Consider the following 17,912-nt stretch of genomic DNA (forward strand, 5'->3'; position numbering starts at 1 on the left):
CCGATATCGCGTTGTCGACAAGGTGCATAAGAACTATCAGTTCGGATCAGTGTTCGGCTCCTGCAAGGTTATGACGACCGGGAGTGTCTGCAACATCTCGAAGAACTTATCCGCGAGCCGCACTATTGGAGTGGCGTTCGGCTTGAGTCGTTCGGCCGTCGCCTCTCAGCTGAACATATCGAGCGCGAAGACCCAGTCAGTTTCGGTGGGATGCACTTCACCGAAGATGAAGAAGGGTCAGGTCTGGGAGGCGAGGTCAGTCGGCACACGCTATGTGTACAAGATCCGTAAGGATAAGGCGTACAAGCCCAGATTTGGTCGGACGAGGTGGGCGCCGAAAGCAACGAGCGGGTTCAGAGTGGCATTCAATCCGTCCAAGAGTCACATTGCGTGCCGACTGCGATGAGACGATTGTGGTCCACAGTATTCATCGCGGCCCTCGGGGTGAACGGGCTGGTCGGGTGCTCAGAAGAAGAGCAACGAATGCTGGTGTGGGACGCGGTGGCGACGTCTCTCGGCAGCACGTCGCACGAGGTCTCCGTAAATGCGGAGCTGTATATTCAGGATGCTTCTCCACGGGTGGGCGCTGAGGCCACATACCGCGGCGGCCCGGAATCGGATGCCTGGATCATCGTGGCGGCCTGCGCTGATCAGGTTGTGATCGCAGAGGCGACCGAAGTCGAGTTCGCTGTGATTCCCGAGGCCACGATGACGGATGAGGTGCGTCAGGAGATCGAGGACGGTGACTTCTTGAACGCCGTGTGGTGCGAAGGTCGTCCGTACCGTGCATAGCGGTGTGGTCGGGAGGTGTGCGTCGACGGGCTGGCGCGATTGATCCACCCCGCCTCGTGTCAGGGGTCCGCAGTAGACTGTCCGCGTGACTGAGACCCCGATTCCGACGCCCTACGAAGATCTGCTGCGAGAGATATTGGAGACCGGGACTCCGAAGGGGGATCGTACCGGAACGGGCACGCGCAGCGTGTTCGGCAGGCAGATCCGGTTCGACCTCGCGGAGTCGTTCCCGCTGATCACGACGAAGCGCGTGCACTTCAAGTCGGTCGCGGCCGAGCTGCTCTGGTTCTTGCGCGGCGAGAGCAATACCGCGTTCCTGAAGGAGCACGGCGTATCCATCTGGGACGAATGGGAGGACGACAACGGGGACCTCGGCCCCGTGTACGGCGTTCAGTGGCGGTCCTGGCCCACCCCTGACGGAGCGCACATCGATCAAATCGCACGCGTCATCGACGACATTCGACGAACCCCTGACTCGCGCCGTCTGGTGGTCTCCGCGTGGAACGTCGCTGATCTCGACGAGATGGCGCTCATGCCGTGCCACGCGTTCTTCCAGTTCTACGTCGCCGATGGCAAGCTGTCGTGCCAGCTCTACCAGCGATCAGCCGACATGTTCCTCGGTGTGCCGTTCAACATCGCGTCCTACGCCCTGCTCACGCTGATGGTGGCCCAGCAAACCGGACTCGAACCAGGAGAGTTCGTATGGACGGGCGGCGACTGCCACATCTACGACAATCACGTGGAACAGGTGCGCACCCAGCTCGAACGCGACCCCTACCCCTACCCGCGACTCGAGATCGCAGCACGCGACTCCATCGACGCCTATGAACTCGGCGACTTCTCAGTACTCGACTACCAGCACCACCCCGGGATCAAAGCCCCGGTGGCGGTGTAGAGCAGTCGGAGACGAGCGAGTGACGACGAAGGACGAGTTGCGCGACGACCTGCAGCCACGCATCGGCGAGGGTGTGGGCATGATCTGGGCCGAAGGGCGCGACGGCGCCATCGGCCGAGGTGGGCAGATGCCGTGGCATCTGCCGGAGGACCTCGCGCACTTCAAGGAGCAGACCTGGGGCGCACCCGTCGTGATGGGCCGCCGCACCTGGGAGTCGCTGCCCGAGCGCTTCCGCCCGCTGCCCGGACGTGAGAACGTCGTCGTGACCCGGAACGAGCGCTACGTGGCCTCGGGGGCCGTCGTCGTGCCCTCGATCGAAGCGGCGCTCGAACGCACGAGCGGAGTCGTGCAGCGCGAGTACGCCGAACACCTCGAGAACCTCGCCGCAGCCGAGGGGGCCGCGTGTCAGAGCCCCGGATCCTGGCCGGAGATCGGGGTCTGGATCATGGGAGGAGGCGAGCTGTATCGCGCCGCGATGCCGGCCGCCACGGATCTCGTCGTGACCCGCATCGACGTCGCGGTGCCGAATGCCGATACCCACGCGCCCAGGATCGATGCCGAGTGGCAACTCGTCCGCAGTGAGGGGCCGCATCGCTCTCGGACAGGCCTCGACTACCGATTCGAGTGGTATCGCCGTCATGATGGGGGTCTCGGCGAGTAACGTCCGGTACCCTGTTATGGTGACGAACGCAGAGAATCCTTTCGGGCAGGTCCTCGTCGCTCTCGTGACCCCGTTCCACGCGGACGGCGAGGTCGACTGGGAGGCGACGGAGCGGCACATCGACGGCTGCATCCAGAGCGGTGCAGACGGCATCGTCGTCACCGGTACCACCGGTGAGACGTCGACCCTCACGGACCCCGAGAAGATCAAGCTCGTCGAGGTCGCGAAGTCCGTTTCAGGCGGACGCGCGAAGATCATCACCGGTGGCGGGTCGAACGAGACGGCGCACGCCATCGAGCTCTACCAGGCCAGCGAGAAGGCCGGCGCCGACGGTGTCATGATCGTCACGCCGTACTACAACAAGCCCACGCAGGCGGGTCTGCTCACGCACTTCCGCCTCGTGGCAGACGCGACCGACCTCCCAGTGATTCTGTACGACATTCCGGGTCGCACCGGGGTGCCGATCAAGTACGAGACAATCCTCCGCCTCGCGAAGCACCCGAATATTCTCGCGGTGAAGGACGCGAAGGGCGACTTCAGCGAAGTGAGCCGCGTGCTCAACCAGACCGACCTGATGTACTTCTCCGGGGACGACGCGAATGTGCTGCCGCACCTCTCCATCGGTGCGAGCGGACTCATCGGCGTCACCGCCAATATCGCGCCGGCGCCGTACCGGCGCATCATCGACGCGGTGAACGCCGGAGACCTCACCACGGCCCGCGAGGAGCACCAGCGCCTCGAGCCGCTGGTCCGCGCCGTGATGACCCACGTACCAGGCACCGTGGCGGCGAAGTACATTCTCCACGGTCTCGGCTACATCAACAGTCCTCGCGTGCGCTTGCCGCTCGTGGGGCCCGAGGAGTGGGAAGCCGCCCTCATCGAAGACGAACTGGCGCTCGTGGGAGAGATCCCCGGCGTCGACCTGACGAATTTCCGGCCCGACCGCAACGCGGCTGCCGGCGGTGCCCTGCCGAAAATCGCGGGCACCACACGCTAATACAACACAGGAGGCCCAGTGCCGAACCCCCCTTACGCTCCGCCCACCGCGCAGAAGGACACGCTGCGCATCACCCCGCTCGGCGGGTTGGGCGAGGTCGGTCGCAACATGACCGTGTACGAGATCGACGGCAAGCTGCTCATCGTCGACTGCGGCGTGCTCTTCCCTGAAGAGCATCAGCCGGGAGTCGACCTGATCCTGCCCGATATCTCCAAGATCGAGGATCGCCTCGGCGACATCGTCGCCGTCGTGCTCACCCACGGGCACGAGGATCACATCGGCGCGGTGCCGTACCTGCTGAAGCGGCGAGAAGACATCCCGCTCATCGGTTCGAAGCTCACACTCGCACTCGTTGAGGCGAAGCTGAAAGAGCATAGGATCAAGCCGGTGACCCAGGTCGTCGCCGAGGACGAGCGCCTGTCGAAGGGCCCCTTCGATCTCGAGTTCGTCGCCGTGAACCACTCCATCCCCGACGCGCTCGCGGTTATGATCCGCACGGCGGCCGGCAGCGTGCTCGCGACCGGCGACTTCAAGATGGATCAGCTGCCGCTCGACGGCCGCATCACCGACCTCCGGGCGTTCGCCCGCCTCGGTGAAGAGGGCGTCGATCTCTTCATGACCGACTCGACGAACGCCGAAGTGCCCGGCTTCACCCCGCTCGAGAAGCACATCGGGCCCGTCCTCGAGCAGGTTATCGAGCGCGCACCCGGCAAGGTCGTCGTGGCCAGCTTCTCGAGCCACGTGCACCGCGTGCAGCAGGTGCTCGATGCCGCCGTCAAGGCGGGTCGCCGCGTCGTGCTGCTCGGCCGCTCGATGGTCCGCAACATGAAGATCGCGTCCGACCTCGGGTACCTCGACGTTCCCGAGGGCGTGCTGGTCGACCTGAAGAAGAGCGGCGACATTCCGGATCACCGCATCGTGTACATGTCCACGGGTTCGCAGGGCGAGCCGATGGCGGTGCTCAGCCGCATGGTCAACCAGGAGCACCAGGTCGAGATCGGCGAGGGCGACACGGTCATCCTCGCGTCGAGCCTGATTCCGGGCAACGAGAACTCCGTGTTCCGCATCATCAACGGACTCATGAAGCTCGGCGCCAACGTCGTGCACAAGGGCAACGCGAAGGTGCACGTCTCCGGGCACGCCGCCGCGGGCGAGCTCATGTACTGCTACAACATCGTGCGCCCGAAGAACGTCATGCCGATCCACGGCGAGTTCCGTCATCTCGTCGCGAACGCGAAGGTCGCAATCGAGACCGGTGTGCCCCAGAACCGCACCATCATCGGCGAGAACGGGACCGTCGTCGACCTCGTCGACGGTGTCGCCCGCGCGGTCGGCCAGCTCGAGATCGACTTCATCTACGTCGACGGCAAGAGCGTCGGCCGCGTCACGGACGACGACCTGCGCGACCGTCGGGTGCTGGCCGAGGAGGGCTTCATCTCCGTCGTGACGGTCGTCGAGCCGACCACGGCGCATATCGTCTCGGGTCCCGACATCCACACCAAGGGCGTCGCAGAGGAAGCCCGCGTCTTCGACTCCATCAAGCCGAAGATCGCGGATGCACTCGAGACCGCGATGAGCGAGGGCGTCCACGACGCCAAGCAGCTGCAGCAGATCACCCGCCGCACGATCGGTCGCTGGGTCGGCACGAAACTGCGACGGAAGGCGATGATCGTTCCCGTCGTCGTGGTGGTGTAGCGTGCCCCAGCTGCGGTTCGCGAGCGCAGACGAGATCGCGCACTGGGACGAGAGCGTCGAGCAGCTGCCGGGCGGCGGTGAGGTCTGGCAGAGCCGGGAGTACGGTCAGGTCAAGCGCTTCCAGCGCTACCGGCCGCTGTACGTCGTCGGCCAGGACTTCCCTCCCACCCTCGTGCTCGAGAAAACCATCCCGTTCCTGGGGCGACTCTGGTACGTGCCGGGCGGGCCCACGGCGGACGGCGTCGAAGCGACGCGGACCGCCGCGGAGCGACTCGGTGACTTCGCCCGCATCAACGGGGTCTTCCTGCTGAAGATCGAGCCTCGGCTCGAGAAGAGGCCTGAGACGCTCGAGGAGTTCGATGAGGCCGGCTTCTCGTCGGCCGTCAGGATCCTGCCGAACGAGTCGACGATCCTCCTCGATATCTCCGGTGAGGAGTCCGACGTCATGTCGCGCTTCTCCGGGAGCACGCGCACGAAGATCAGGAAGGCAGACAAGCTCGGCTTCGAGGTCCGCAGGGTCGAGACGAGCGACGAGAACTGCCGAACGATGTACGACCTGCTCGCCGAGACGGGGGAGGGGCGCTTCGAGCTCCGGCCCTACGAGTACTACCGTGATTTCTGGCGCACGTTCGCCGACGCCGGTCGCGGGCAGCTCTTTCTCGGCTACGCGGAAGGCGCACCCGTCGCCGGGATGTTCGCTACCGTGTTCGGGAAGACCAGCGGGTACAAGGACGGCGCCTCGACCCGCTCTGGTTCGCTGCCGAACGGGGCGATGTACCGGATGCAGTGGGAGCTGATCCTCTGGGGGCGCGAGCACGGTGCCGAGGTCCACGACCTCATCGGGTCGCCACCGAGCGACCGCTTGGACGACCCGGAGCACCCGTTGCACGGGGTCGGCCAGTACAAGCTGCGGCTCTCCAAGCAGGTGACCGACTACGTCGGCGTGCTCGATCTGCCACTGCGGTCGAAGCACGCGCAGCTCTGGGCCCGTCTCGGCGACCCGATCGCGCGGCGCTGGGCGCTCCGGATGCGTCACGACGTCTTCTACTGAGCTATCGCGGGGCCGGATCGGGCCGCTGGCACCGTTCCGGGTCTGTCTGCGGCCCGGAACGGTCCCGCGTCAGACCCGTCCGCCGACGACCTTCCGCGCGAGCGAGTAGACGGCGTAGCTGACGGGCCGCACGGGGGCCTCCCACGCGCCTGAGAAATCGATCTGCTCGCCGCCGAATGAGCGCTTGAAATCACTGAAGCCCGACCAGGCGTGGTCCGTCACCTCGGGAGGGACGACACCGTAGAGATCGAACTCCGGCCGCCCCGCCTCGTGCGCCTCCTGCATCATGGTCGTGACGAGCACGACACCGGGGGAGAGCTTCCGGTGCGCCGTGTCAGCGGCGGCGTGTGCGTAGTACCTGCGCTCCGCATCGTCGAACACGAGCGACGCGGCGATCGGCAACGATTCGCCCTCGAGATCTACCAGGTAGATCGTCGCGTCGCCCGAAGCGACGAGCGTGCGTGCCTGCTGCCGAAGATAGTCGTCGGCGTGGGCGTGCATGCCGGTGCGGTCGGAGACCTCGCGGAGCAGGCGGAGCAGGTGCTCAATGTCATCGGGCTGATCGCTCGCCCGGATCGAGAGTCCCTTCTTCGCGGCGTTGCGGTGCAGATTGCGGTTCGTCTTCCGCATGTCCGCGAGGACTTCGTCGAACGGGCGGTCGAGTCGAACGCGCTGCGTGTGCTCCGGCTGCACACGCGCGACACGACGGAGCCCGGCGGCCTCGAGCGTGGCGGCGGGAAGGGCCGGCTGCGATGCTGCGTCCGTCTGACGCAGCATCGGCTCCACGCGCACGAAAGCCGCGCCCAGACGCTTCGCCTCACCGCGCAGCGCATCAAGCGCGGCGGGCAGCGCTTCAGCTCGGTCGAGCTGGGGGCCGTATGGAGCGTACAGCCGGGAGTTCAGCTTGCCGCGCTCCAGGATCGCCTGTGCGCTCCAGCCGTCCCCGTCGAGCGACACGACCGTGCGGCCGAGGTCTCGCTGCAGCTGAGCCCATGCGGGGCTCTGGAGGAAGTGTCCCATGTGTGTCGTCGCCTCTCGTGCGGGTGCGGTCTGCGGACGCGCCGGTGCTAGAAAAGCCCGAGGTCGTGATAGCGCCTGCGGTGCAGCCGCTGGGCGACCGGGAGCCCGTACCGCTGCCACCGGCGGAACGCCGCCGGACGCAGCACGAGATCGTACGCGCCGATGTACTCGGTCACCTCGCGGGCGAACGAGAGCTTGAACGGGGCGAGGGAGTGATTCGGGTGGGCTGGGTCGTCGAGCTGATCTCGCGGAGGTACCCCGAGCATGTCGTAGGTCTTCGCTCCCGCGTCGCGTGCTTGGCGCATGAGATGCCACTGCATGAGGTTGGACATCCCGGGCGTCACGCGCGGACGTTCGGAGCCGCCGTCCTTGTAGAACGCGCGATCGCCGATCCGGATCGAATACGCCATCACCGCCGGGGTGCCGTCGACCTCGATGGCGGCGAAGGATCCCTGCCCGCGCGCGGAGAAGCCGCGCCAGAAGCGCTCGGCATACTCCTCGGACCGCAGATTCAAGTCCTGCTTGTTGCCGCCGCCCACGAGGCGCATGAGGCGGTGCATATGCGCGAAGGTCTCCGGTGTCGCCGGCATGTCGACGATGCGAACCCCGTCGCGCTCGGCCCGCCGGATCATGTTGCGGCACTTCTTGTGGAAGCTGGTCATGAGGGCGTCGTCGTCGCGATCGATGTTCACAATGGCAGTGCTCGTGTTGCCCTGCAGGCCCTCGCGCCAGCGCGCATCCATGCCCGAAAGGGAATAGGGGCCGGTCTCCAACGCCTCACGGTAGGCGGGGGCGTTCTCGACAGGCGGCTCGATCGTGATGGCGAAGACCCGGGGGGCACCGGCGTTGGCGAACGCGGCAAGTGCCTCGGCGTGCTCGTGCGTTTCCATCGGCGTGGTGACTGCAGGGCCGTGCGGCAGATACCAGTAGGTGCCGACGGTCGGAATGCGCCGCTCGAGCACCAGTGCCACCGAGACGATCTCCGTTCCGCGCGCGAACACGAGGTGCCGCGGCGTCCATCCGACGGCCGCCTTCGTCTCGGCGAAAGCCTCTGCGAGAACGAAGTCCCCTCCGGCTGGATTCGCGGCGACGAGCTCGTCCCACCGTCGCCGTTCTTCGGCCGTGGCGGCGCGAGCCTGCAGACTGCTCATGTGCGGGAGACCCCTCTCGTTCGGGTGGACGAAGATCCAGTGTAGTGCGTGGGTCGCAGCGGTCCCTGGCCGGTACCGCAGTGGCCTCAGCGGCTCCCCGGAAGCATTCCGCGGAGCCGGGCGAGGATCGAGATCGCCTCCCGGTTGCGCATCACGAGCAGGATCAGCCCGTAGACGACGGCCATTGCGACGGTGACGATGGCGCAGGCGATGAACGCTCCGAGGAAGCTGCGCATGGCCAGAGCTTCGGGTTCGATGCCACCGAGCAGCGCGAGAACCCCCCATCCCGCGAGAGCGGCCACGACCGCGGCGACGAGGTTCTGAGCGATGCCGCCGAGGATGCCGCGACCGCCGAGGATCCCGACCCTGCGCCGCAGGAGCAGGAACGTCGCGAGCATCTGCAGCACGAACAGTGACGAGATCACTCCCGTCAACGTCGCCGTGATCATCTCTGATGGGAGGGTCGTGCAGAAGATCGCCGCGAGAATCGTGAGCGCCGACTGACCCACGGCGATGAAGAACGGCGTCCGCGTGTCGCTCAGCGCGAAGAACCCGCGGTTGAGCACGAACAGCAGGCTGAACGGGAGGAGACCGATGAGGTTCGCGATGAGCACGACCGACACCGTGCTCACCACCCCGTAGGTCGCGCCGGGCTGAATCAAGCGAATCAGCGGAAATGCGAGTACGAGCATGGCCGCGGTGAAGAACATCATCGAGAAGCCGACGAGCCGGGCCGAACTGGTGATGTCCGACGTGAACGCGGCGAAGTTCTCCGCGTGGACGTTTTCACTCATGCGAGTGAACCGCGCAGTCACGAGAGAGATCGTGATGATCGAGTGGGGCAGTACGAAGATGAGGCCGGCGAGTTCGGCTGCGGCGAGACCGGCCTCGCCCGATCCCGCGAGATTCATGACGCGGGTGTTGAAGAGGCCGACCGCTTGTGTGAGGAGGACCGTCAGGAACGTCCAACCGGCAACCTTGCCCATGGTGCCGAGCCCGATGCCGCGGAAGCCGAAGTCGATGCGGAACGTGAGACCCGCTCGACGCCAGAACGCGAAGAGGATGAGCGCCTGCGAAGCAACACCGAGCGTTGCCGACCCCGCCACGAGCGCGATGCCGAGCAGATCCCATCTCCCGGCACCCGCGACTCCGTCAGGGTCGGCTCCGAAGATGACGACGAAACCGATGAGTCCTGCAATGTTCAGCACGTTGTTAAGGACGGGGGACCAAGCATATGGGCCGAAGAGGCTGCGTGCGTTCAGCACTTCCCCGAGGACCGTGTACAACGAATAGAAGAGAATCTGAGGGAGCAGCCAGAACGCGAACACCGTCGCGAGCTCCACCTGGTCCGCGCTCCAGCTCGACCCGAGCCATGAGATCAGAGGGGGCGTGAACACGCCGGCGATCACCATGATGGCGCCCGAGCCGACCAGGGCGAGGGTGATCAGCTTGTTGATATACCGGGCGCCGCCGTCGGCTGCGAGGGCCGCTTTCGTGATCTGCGGCACCAGGACCGCCGTGAGCGCCCCGGTCGCGATGAGGGTGTAGACGGTGTTCGGCACCTTGCCAGCGTTGGCGAACGCGTTCGCGCCGAAGCCGATCGAACCGATGGCGTACGCCAGCACCATCGCCCTCACGAGGCCGAGCACGCGAGAGGTGAGCGTGCCCGAGGCGATCCAGAGGCCGGCGCGACCGACGCTTCCGGCCATCAGCGACGACTCCTCAGCGGAGGCGTCGGGATCGACTCGAGTCCGGGCATACGGGCGGCTCCAAGCAGGTGACGGGGCGGTGGGCAGAACGTGGACGAGTCTAACCGGGAGCTCGGGTGAATTCAGATCAGGACTGTTCAGCAAGCGTCCAGCCTGCTATCGTGTCAAAGGTATGTGCGGGCGTTGGGTGTTCGCGGGGAAGTACTGAATTGCTGAGGAGGCGCATGTCTGCCACGAAAGCCGCTCGCCGGCGCGGAGATGCTGTGAGGCGCGGAATCGGGGCGATCGCAGTGTTCGCTGTGGCCGCATTCGGGTTCACGGGACTGCAGGTGCAGGACGCGCAGCCGGCTCAGGCCCTCGACCTGGATCTCCCGACCTGGGACGACGTGCAGAAGGCCAAGAGCAACGAGGCGTCCGCCGCGAAGAAGGTCACGGAGATCGAGAATCTCCTCGACGAGCTCGAGGTGCAGGTCGAGAAGACCCGTAACGCCGCCGCCGATGCGCAGCAGGTCGCCGAAGCAGCGAGCGAGGATGCGCTCACGGCTGCCAATCGAGCGGACGCGCTCGCGGAGGAGGCCGAGAAGAGCCGCGTCGAGGCCGACGAAGCAGCCGAGCAGGCTGCCTCGCTCGTGTCGCAGATGTACCGCTCGGGCGGTATCGACCGCAACGTCGAGCTGTTCCTCGAGACCGATGACTCCACCGCGGACCAGCTGCTTGAGCGCCTCGCATCGATGTCGAAGGCCACGGAGCGCAACACCTCCGTCGCTGACGAGGCCGAGCGCACCATGAACACTGCAGCGTCCCTCGGGAAGCAGGCGGAAGAGGCCAAGGCAGAGCGTGACCGACTCAGCGCGATCGCTCAGCAGAAGAGCGCTGCGGCCGCGGCCGAGGCTGAGGAAGCCCGTGTCGAGCTCGTCGAGCAGGAGAAGCAGCAGAAGACCCTGCAGACCCAGCTCGAGGCGCTGAAGGACAAGACGACGAAGACCGTCGACGGCTACGAGGAGCGCCTCCGGAAGGAAGAGGAGGAGCGTCAGCGGATCGCCGCCGAGATCGCCCGTCAGCAGGCCGAGCTCGCGCGCCAGGCCGAACTCGAGCGTCAGCGCCTCGCCAACAGCGGTGGCGGTGGCGGGGGTGGCGGCGTTGTGCCTCCGCCCGCAGGCACCGGTGGTGGTGGCGGCGGTGGCACCGGTGGCGGTGGCTCCGGTGGCGGTGGTGGCGGCGGCAGTAGCTCGGGCGGCTGGGTGCTTCCCCTCAGCAGCTACCAGGTGACCGACCGCTGGGGCGGCGCACGCGCGCACAACGGCATCGACCTCGCGGCTCCTATGGGAACCGAGATTCGCGCAGCGGGAGCGGGAACCGTCGTGTTCTCGGGTTGGAACACCTTCTGCGGTGGCAACGAGGTGCGGATCCGCCACGATGACGGCGGTCCCGACACCTGGTACTCCCACCAGAACACGGCTCCCTACGTGGGTGTCGGCCAGCGAGTCGGTGCCGGACAGGTCATCGGTCAGGTCGGCACGACGGGCTGCTCCACGGGGCCGCACCTGCACTTCGCGACCTGGTGGGGCGAGTCGCAGGCCGTTGAGCCGGAATCCGCCATGGCGGCCAGGGGACTCTACTTCTAGACTCCGCTGCTCACGCACTGAACGCCCGCGTCGGGCCGGACTGCACCCGTGCAGTTTCAGGCTCGCCGCGGGCGTTCTGCGTTGGCGTCGGAGGTCCGCGGTACCGTAGATGTATGCCCAGTAAGACTTCAGCGCGCGGAAAAACCGGGAAGGCCACCGGTACGTCGACGCGCGCGAACTCGAAGACTTCGGCGAAGACTTCGAAGACCCGTGTGCTCGCGGAAGCGCCCGAGCCCACCGAGGGCGTGATGGTCCGTGCCTGGCGCGGTCTGGGCCACGGAGTCGGGGCGGCAGCGCGGGCGTTCCGTCTCGAGCCTCTCGATCCGGCTGATCGCCGCGACGGAATCCCGCTCCTCTTGACGCTGATGGCGATCGCCGGTGCGGTCATCGAGTGGTTCCTCATCGGGCAACCGGTCGCGGTACAGCTGGATGCTTGGACGTTCGGCGCGCTCTTCGGTCGCCTCGCCTTCGGCTTGCCGATCATCATGATGGGGTTCGCGTTCTGGCTCTTCAACAATCCGTCGAGCGTCAGCGATAACCGACGTATCGCGATCGGTCTCTTCATCGCGATGCTCAGCATTTCCGGACTTTGCCATGTCTTCGGCGGTACACCGCGACCGGCTGACGGGATGGAGACTCTCGCGGCAGCTGGTGGGCTGCTCGGATGGCTCGTCGGTGCCCCGCTCTACGCACTCACGGTGTGGGTTGCCGCCCCCGTGCTGTCGCTGCTGCTCGCGCTGGCTCTCCTCATCGTGACCAAGACGCCTCCCGGGCGCATCGCCCGCCGCCTGGGTGAGGCATACGCGTTCCTCTTCGGAGCCGTGGACGAGGACGACGAGACATCGCGGAGTCGCGCCGACGCCGCCGATGCCGATGCCGCAGCGGCGAAACCGAAGCGCTCGAAGCGGAAGAGTCAGGAGACGCTCTTCGACCTCGAGGATGAGCCTGTCGAGACCGGGCAGCTACCCTGGTGGCGCCGCAACGCGTCGGGTCGCGAAGAGGATCCCGACTACGCCGACCAGGGAGCCGATGATGTCGACCGTGTGCTTCCGGGCGCCGAGGCTCCGGCTGCGGCTGCGGAGGGCGCGTTCGACAGCGCACTCGAGGATCCGCAGACCCACGCCCTCCCCGGCGACCTCCTCGGCGATATGGAGCAGGCGGAGGCGGCGGTCGCCGGTCGCGCTCCTCGTCCGGCGTCCGGTCTGGGAGACGACTCGTTCGAGCAGCCAGAGGGTATCCCTGAGACCCCGCCGGAGCATCCGCTCGAGACCGGGGCGGGTGACCGTACATTCGCGGTCGCTCCCGCGCATGAGCCGGCCGCTCCCGTCGACTACCAGCTGCCCGATCAGTACGAGCTCTCCGCGGGCGAACCCGGGAAGGCCCACACTCGGGCGAACGACGAGATCATGGAAGCGATCACGGAGGTGCTCGCTCAGTTCAAGGTCGATGCGTCGGTCACCGGCTTCTCGCGCGGGCCGACGGTCACGCAGTACGAGGTGGAACTCGGACCCGGCGTGAAGGTTGAGAAGGTCACCCAGCTCTCGAAGAACTTGGCCTACGCGGTCGCGTCCAACGAGATCCGGATCCTCTCGCCGATCCCCGGCAAGAAGGCGATCGGTATCGAGATCCCGAACAAGGATCGGGAGAATGTTGCGCTCGGCGACGTGCTGCGCTCGGCGAAGGCTCAGCGCAGCGCGCATCCGATGACTATTGGTGTCGGCAAAGACGTCAAGGGCGGGTTCGTCGTCGCGAACCTCACCAAGATGCCGCACCTCCTCGTCGCCGGCGCGACGGGTTCGGGCAAGTCCAGCTTCATCAACTCGATGATCACGAGCCTCCTCATGCGTGCCACGCCCGCTGAGGTGCGGATGGTACTGATCGACCCCAAGCGCGTCGAACTCACCATCTATCAGGGCGTGCCGCATCTCATCACCCCCATCATCACGAACCCCAAGAAGGCGGCAGAAGCGCTGCAGTGGGTCGTGAAAGAGATGGATATGCGGTACGACGACCTGGCAAGCTTCGGGTTCCGTCACATCGACGATTTCAACGAAGCGGTGCGTTCTGGCTCGATCGTCCTCCCCGAGGGCAGCCAGCGAACACTGAAGCCGTACCCCTACCTGCTCGTTGTCATCGATGAGCTCGCCGACCTCATGCTCGTCGCACCGCGCGACGTCGAGGACTCGATTCAGCGCATCACCCAGCTCGCGCGCGCTGCCGGCATCCACCTCGTCCTCGCGACTCAGCGCCCGTCGGTCAACGTGGTCACCGGTGTCATCAAGTCGAACGTGCCGAGTAGGTACGCCTTCGCGGTCGCCTCGGGCACCGACTCCAAGGTGATCCTCGATGAAGTCGGCGCTGAGCGTCTGATCGGTCAAGGCGACGGCCTCCTGCTCGTGAACGGCGACTCGACGCCGATGCGCGTGCAGGGTGCTTGGGTGCCTGAGAACGAAATTCACCGCGTCGTCGAGCACGTCAAGTCGCAGGCGATGCCCGAGTACCGCGCGGATGTCGCGCAGGCGGCCGAGAAGAAGGAGATCGATGCCGACATCGGCGACGATCTCGACGACCTCCTTGCCGCGATCGATCAGGTCGTCACCTCGCAGTTCGGTTCGACATCGATGCTCCAGCGAAAGCTCCGAGTAGGCTTCGCAAAAGCGGGGCGACTCATGGACCTCATGGAATCCCGTGGAATCGTCGGCCCCTCCGAAGGTTCCAAAGCTCGAGACGTCCTGGTCGCGCCCGAGCAGTTGCCCGAGGTGCTCGCCAGGATCACGGGGGACGGACCCGCTCCGCCTGCAGCGGCACCGCCTGCAGCAGCTCCGTCCGCAGCACCGATTTCGTCGCCCGCCGGGGGAGTCGCTGGACCGCACGCCGGCGGTGCAGCTCCGTCCGCAGCAGGGGAGGCAGTCACCGAGGTGCTGGCCCCGGCAGGATCGGGCAGCGCACGCTCGAGCGATGACGACCGCTACGACGATCCGATCGGGAGGGCGCAAGAGGGCCTCGAAGAGGTCGAGGCCGATTCCGACGAGGATGCATGGGGGCTGACCGGACGTGACTGAAGCGCAGACGCCCGCGCGACCGAGTAACTGGAACGCGCCGAACATCATCACGGCGGCGCGTATCGTTGCGACGCCGTTCTTCATCTGGATGCTGCTCGCAGACGGGGGAGAGATGGGGCCGCTCCGCTGGACGGCCGCCGCATTCTTCGTGGTCGCGATCGCGACCGATGCCTGGGACGGCTACCTTGCCCGGTCACGCAACCTCATCACCGATCTCGGAAAGCTCCTCGATCCGATCGCCGACAAGTTCCTCACCGGCGCTGCCCTGGTCGGCCTGTCGATCCTCGCGGAGCTCCCCTGGTGGGTCACGATCGTGGTGCTCGTCCGTGAAGTCGGAGTGACTGTGCATCGGCTGTTCGAAGCCCGCAGTATCGTGGTGGCAGCCGCCTGGATGGGCAAGCTGAAGACCGTCGCCCAGTCAGTGGCCATCACCCTTGCGCTCCTCCCGCTCCCGGAAGTACTCGGCGACTGGTTCAACTGGGTGAACATCGTCACCATGACGATTGCCGTCGTGCTGACGATCGCAAGCGGTATCGACTACGTCATCAACGCCGTTCGTACGGCCCGGCGATAGGGCACCGGGTGTCCGCGACGCCGGCCGCCGAGCTGATCCGTTTGGCGGGGGAGCGCGGAGGGCGGATCGCGGTCGCCGAGTCGCTCACGGGCGGGCGCTTGTCCGATGCCATCGTCTCGGTTCCCGGCGCATCCGCCGCCTTCTCGGGGGCGATCGTCGCGTACGACACGGCCCTCAAGCAGAGGCTCCTGGGGGTGGATGGCGAGCTTCTCCGGCGCCGAGGTCCGGTCGACCCCGAGGTCGCGAAGCAGATGGCCTCGGGTGTGAGGCGAGCCTGCGCCGTGCCCGGTGACGGAGCAGGCGTCGAGGTGGCTTGCCCTCGCGTCGCGCCTGCGATGCTCGGGATCGCCACCACCGGTGTGGCGGGCCCCGATCCGGATCCGCAGACCGGGCAGGGGGCCGGCACGGTGTGGATCGGAGTGAGCCTGGCGGATTCCGCCGTGGCGACGGGCGAGCGAGCGTGGGCGGTGCGGTTGCCGGTGGTGCAGGGTTCGCGGGAGCAGGTGCGGGTGGCGACCGTCACGCAGGCGGTGCGGCTCGGGGTCGCGGCATTGCGCGGAGATTTCGCTGAACTTGAGTGAAGCCCGCTCAAGTTCAGCGAAGACTCAGGAATAGTCTCGGTAGTCTCTGAGTTGTTTCCTGTGATGCCGGTAATGAATCGGCACTTCCGTGGCGACCTGACAAGCGCGCGGGTAGAGTGGGACCACGATCACACGTCGTGGAAGTCAGAAGGAGGGTGCACATGGTGCTGTTTCGTCAGGAGATCGGTGACGTGCTCCGCGACTTCCGCCTGCAGAAGGGCCGGACGCTGAGACAGGTCGCCGGTGAGGCCAGCGTGGCTCTCGGCTATCTCAGCGAGGTCGAGCGCGGGCAGAAGGAAGCGTCGAGCGAGATCCTCGCCGCGGTGGCCGAAGCGCTGGATACGCCGCTCTCGGTGATCCTCGGTGAGGTCAGCGAGCGCTACACGGTTGCTGAAGGCCTGAATGTTCGGCTGGGTGATCGGGTTCCCGACACGGTTCCCGACGATCTCGTCACGGACTTCACTCCCGAGCTGGTTCCATAAGGGTCCCGTGCGGCTGAGTGAGTTTCAGCGCGCGATGGCCGAGGAGTTCGGGCAAGCCTATTCGGGGGTGCTGATCAGGGATCACTGGCTTTCGAAGCTCGGCGGTACTCCGGCGGACGCTCTTGAGCGCGGAGTTCCCGCGCGGACGGTCTGGGTCGAGCTCTGCGAGGATCTCCAGGTGCCCCCGGACCGGCGTTATGGGCGTGGACTGCGAGAGCCGAATCGGTGAGTGCTCCCGGTGCCCCGGAGGGTGATCCCTCCGGGGCACCGGTGTGTCTGCCCCGAGTTGTGCTGGTTCGATGCGCGACACGCGGTTCGAGCGAACACATATCCCGAAGATGTGTTCGAACTTTGGTATTGTCGTGCACAGGTGAGGTGATCGGGGATCCGATCCCGAGTTCCGTGAATCTGGCTCCGATGTCAGAGGTGCGGCCTAGGGTTTTCCTGAACACCCCACTACGCCTTGTCGGTGACTCCGGAACGTTGGAGGCCGACAGCCGGTAGGCGGCAGAACGCGGAGAGATCCGCCCAATCGAGGAGAGACCATGGCAGCACCCAAGAATCGCGAGAAAGCACTCGACGCGGCGCTCGCGAACATCGACAAGCAGTTCGGTAAGGGCGCGATCATGCGCCTCGGCAGTCAGGAGCGAGAGGCCGTCGAGGTCATCCAGACCGGCTCGGTCGCACTGGACGTCGCGCTCGGTATCGGCGGGCTGCCCCGTGGCCGCATTGTGGAGATCTATGGGCCCGAGTCGTCGGGTAAGACCACGCTGACGCTGCACGCGATCGCCAACGCTCAGCGGAACGGCGGTATCGCCGCGTTCATCGATGCGGAGCACGCGCTCGATCCCGACTATGCGCAGAAGCTCGGTGTTGACATCGACGCGCTGCTGGTCTCGCAGCCGGATACGGGGGAGCAGGCGCTCGAGATCGCAGACATGCTCATCCGGTCGGGGTCCGTCGACCTCGTCGTGATCGACTCCGTCGCGGCGCTCGTGCCGAAGGCCGAGATCGACGGCGATATGGGAGACAGCCACGTGGGCTTGCAGGCCAGGCTCATGTCCCAGGCGCTGCGCAAGATGACTGGTGGCCTGAACGCGACGAAGACCACGGCGATCTTCATCAATCAGCTGCGCGAGAAGGTCGGCGTGTTCTTCGGCAGCCCGGAGACCACTTCAGGTGGAAAAGCGCTCAAGTTCTACGCCTCCGTCAGGCTCGACATCCGCCGCATTCAGACCCTCAAGGAGGGGACGGACGCGGTCGGCAACCGCACCCGCGTGAAGGTCGTCAAGAACAAGATGGCGCCGCCCTTCAAGCAGGCCGAGTTCGACATCCTGTACGGCCACGGGATCTCCCGTGAAGGTTCCCTCATCGACTACGGCGTGGAGCAGGGGCTCGTCAAGAAGAGCGGGGCCTGGTACACCTACGACGGTGACCAGCTCGGGCAGGGTATGGAGAACGCCCGCCGGTTCCTTGTCGAGCACGCCGATATCGCCGCCGAGATCGAGGAGAAGATCCTCACGAAACTCGGCGTGAACGGGCGGGGCGCGGCTGAGCCCGAGGCCGAGGCGGAAGCCGAGGTCGCTCCGATCCGCGACGAGCGCCTCGGAGCCTAAG

At 66.2% G+C, this 17,912-nt stretch carries 16 protein-coding genes; 13 read left to right on the forward strand and 3 right to left on the reverse strand.

Features of this window, described 5'->3' with window-relative positions; all coding sequences use genetic code 11:
* Window positions 1-483 precede the first annotated feature (483 nt).
* The 6 genes from K8P10_RS05395 (at window position 484) to K8P10_RS05420 (ending at window position 6,091) form a co-directional block, all read left to right on the forward strand.
* Window positions 484-792, forward strand: a complete 309-nt coding sequence (locus K8P10_RS05395) for a hypothetical protein (RefSeq protein ID WP_224780781.1) — start codon at window positions 484-486, stop codon at window positions 790-792.
* Window positions 793-877: 85 nt separating this feature from the next.
* On the forward strand, window positions 878-1,687 hold the full coding sequence (locus K8P10_RS05400; protein ID WP_224780782.1) for a thymidylate synthase: 810 nt from the start codon (window positions 878-880) through the stop codon (window positions 1,685-1,687).
* Window positions 1,688-1,706: 19 nt separating this feature from the next.
* Window positions 1,707-2,348 (forward strand): dihydrofolate reductase, encoded by a 642-nt coding sequence (locus tag K8P10_RS05405; RefSeq protein WP_224780783.1) that lies wholly within the window; start codon window positions 1,707-1,709, stop codon window positions 2,346-2,348.
* 19 nt (window positions 2,349-2,367) lie between these two features.
* Window positions 2,368-3,345, forward strand: a complete 978-nt coding sequence (gene dapA / locus K8P10_RS05410; RefSeq protein WP_224780784.1) for a 4-hydroxy-tetrahydrodipicolinate synthase — start codon at window positions 2,368-2,370, stop codon at window positions 3,343-3,345.
* A gap of 18 nt (window positions 3,346-3,363) precedes the next feature.
* Window positions 3,364-5,040 (forward strand): ribonuclease J, encoded by a 1,677-nt coding sequence (locus K8P10_RS05415; RefSeq protein WP_224780785.1) that lies wholly within the window; start codon window positions 3,364-3,366, stop codon window positions 5,038-5,040.
* Window position 5,041: 1 nt separating this feature from the next.
* Window positions 5,042-6,091 carry a peptidoglycan bridge formation glycyltransferase FemA/FemB family protein gene (locus K8P10_RS05420; RefSeq protein WP_224780786.1) on the forward strand — a complete coding sequence of 350 codons (1,050 nt, stop codon included), beginning with the start codon at window positions 5,042-5,044 and terminating at the stop codon, window positions 6,089-6,091.
* 69 nt (window positions 6,092-6,160) lie between these two features.
* Here the strand turns inward: K8P10_RS05420 and K8P10_RS05425 are convergent, their stop codons facing one another.
* From K8P10_RS05425 to murJ, 3 genes are all read right to left on the reverse strand, one after another.
* A complete protein-coding gene (locus tag K8P10_RS05425; protein ID WP_224780787.1) occupies window positions 6,161-7,111 on the reverse strand; it encodes a peptidoglycan bridge formation glycyltransferase FemA/FemB family protein in 951 nt (316 codons plus the stop codon).
* Between the two features lie 47 nt (window positions 7,112-7,158).
* The gene (locus K8P10_RS05430) at window positions 7,159-8,262 is read right to left on the reverse strand and encodes a peptidoglycan bridge formation glycyltransferase FemA/FemB family protein (RefSeq protein WP_224780788.1); all 1,104 of its coding nucleotides are present in this window, start codon (window positions 8,260-8,262) and stop codon (window positions 7,159-7,161) included.
* 86 nt (window positions 8,263-8,348) lie between these two features.
* A complete protein-coding gene (gene murJ, locus K8P10_RS05435) occupies window positions 8,349-9,971 on the reverse strand; it encodes a murein biosynthesis integral membrane protein MurJ (protein WP_224780789.1) in 1,623 nt (540 codons plus the stop codon).
* Window positions 9,972-10,195: 224 nt separating this feature from the next.
* Between murJ and K8P10_RS05440 the strand changes: the two genes are divergently transcribed.
* The 7 genes from K8P10_RS05440 to recA all read left to right on the forward strand — a co-directional run bounded on the left by K8P10_RS05440 (window position 10,196) and on the right by recA (window position 17,911).
* On the forward strand, window positions 10,196-11,596 hold the full coding sequence (locus K8P10_RS05440; RefSeq protein ID WP_224780790.1) for a peptidoglycan DD-metalloendopeptidase family protein: 1,401 nt from the start codon (window positions 10,196-10,198) through the stop codon (window positions 11,594-11,596).
* 113 nt (window positions 11,597-11,709) lie between these two features.
* Window positions 11,710-14,658, forward strand: a complete 2,949-nt coding sequence (locus K8P10_RS05445; protein ID WP_224780791.1) for a DNA translocase FtsK — start codon at window positions 11,710-11,712, stop codon at window positions 14,656-14,658.
* Entirely contained in the window at window positions 14,651-15,232 is a 582-nt protein-coding gene (gene pgsA / locus K8P10_RS05450) for a CDP-diacylglycerol--glycerol-3-phosphate 3-phosphatidyltransferase (protein WP_224780792.1), read from the forward strand. Before K8P10_RS05445 ends, pgsA begins: the two co-directional genes overlap by 8 nt.
* An 8-nt stretch (window positions 15,233-15,240) precedes the next feature.
* Window positions 15,241-15,813, forward strand: coding sequence for a CinA family protein (locus K8P10_RS05455; RefSeq protein ID WP_224780793.1), 573 nt, complete (start codon window positions 15,241-15,243; stop codon window positions 15,811-15,813).
* A gap of 161 nt (window positions 15,814-15,974) precedes the next feature.
* Complete coding sequence (locus K8P10_RS05460) at window positions 15,975-16,295, forward strand: helix-turn-helix domain-containing protein (protein WP_224780794.1); 321 nt, start codon at window positions 15,975-15,977, stop codon at window positions 16,293-16,295.
* Window positions 16,216-16,524, forward strand: coding sequence for a DUF3046 domain-containing protein (locus K8P10_RS05465; protein ID WP_370631972.1), 309 nt, complete (start codon window positions 16,216-16,218; stop codon window positions 16,522-16,524). Before K8P10_RS05460 ends, K8P10_RS05465 begins: the two co-directional genes overlap by 80 nt.
* A 316-nt stretch (window positions 16,525-16,840) precedes the next feature.
* A complete protein-coding gene (gene recA, locus K8P10_RS05470) occupies window positions 16,841-17,911 on the forward strand; it encodes a recombinase RecA (protein ID WP_224780796.1) in 1,071 nt (356 codons plus the stop codon).
* The last annotated feature ends 1 nt before the right edge of the window (window position 17,912 follow it).

It is taken from the genome of Leucobacter sp. Psy1, from assembly GCF_020096995.1.
Classification (GTDB): Bacteria; Actinomycetota; Actinomycetes; order Actinomycetales; family Microbacteriaceae; genus Leucobacter.

Bases quoted from the DNA above. Each gene is read 5' to 3' on its own strand.
- K8P10_RS05395 (WP_224780781.1), top strand. From the start codon at position 484: ATGCTGGTGTGGGACGCGGTGGCGACGTCTCTCGGCAGCACGTCGCAC.
- K8P10_RS05425 (WP_224780787.1), bottom strand. From the start codon at position 7,111: ATGGGACACTTCCTCCAGAGCCCCGCATGGGCTCAGCTGCAGCGAGAC.
- K8P10_RS05430 (WP_224780788.1), bottom strand. From the start codon at position 8,262: ATGAGCAGTCTGCAGGCTCGCGCCGCCACGGCCGAAGAACGGCGACGG.
- murJ (WP_224780789.1), bottom strand. From the start codon at position 9,971: ATGGCCGGAAGCGTCGGTCGCGCCGGCCTCTGGATCGCCTCGGGCACG.
- K8P10_RS05440 (WP_224780790.1), top strand. From the start codon at position 10,196: ATGTCTGCCACGAAAGCCGCTCGCCGGCGCGGAGATGCTGTGAGGCGC.
- K8P10_RS05445 (WP_224780791.1), top strand. From the start codon at position 11,710: ATGCCCAGTAAGACTTCAGCGCGCGGAAAAACCGGGAAGGCCACCGGT.
- K8P10_RS05460 (WP_224780794.1), top strand. From the start codon at position 15,975: ATGGTGCTGTTTCGTCAGGAGATCGGTGACGTGCTCCGCGACTTCCGC.
- K8P10_RS05465 (WP_370631972.1), top strand. From the start codon at position 16,216: ATGTTCGGCTGGGTGATCGGGTTCCCGACACGGTTCCCGACGATCTCG.
- recA (WP_224780796.1), top strand. From the start codon at position 16,841: ATGGCAGCACCCAAGAATCGCGAGAAAGCACTCGACGCGGCGCTCGCG.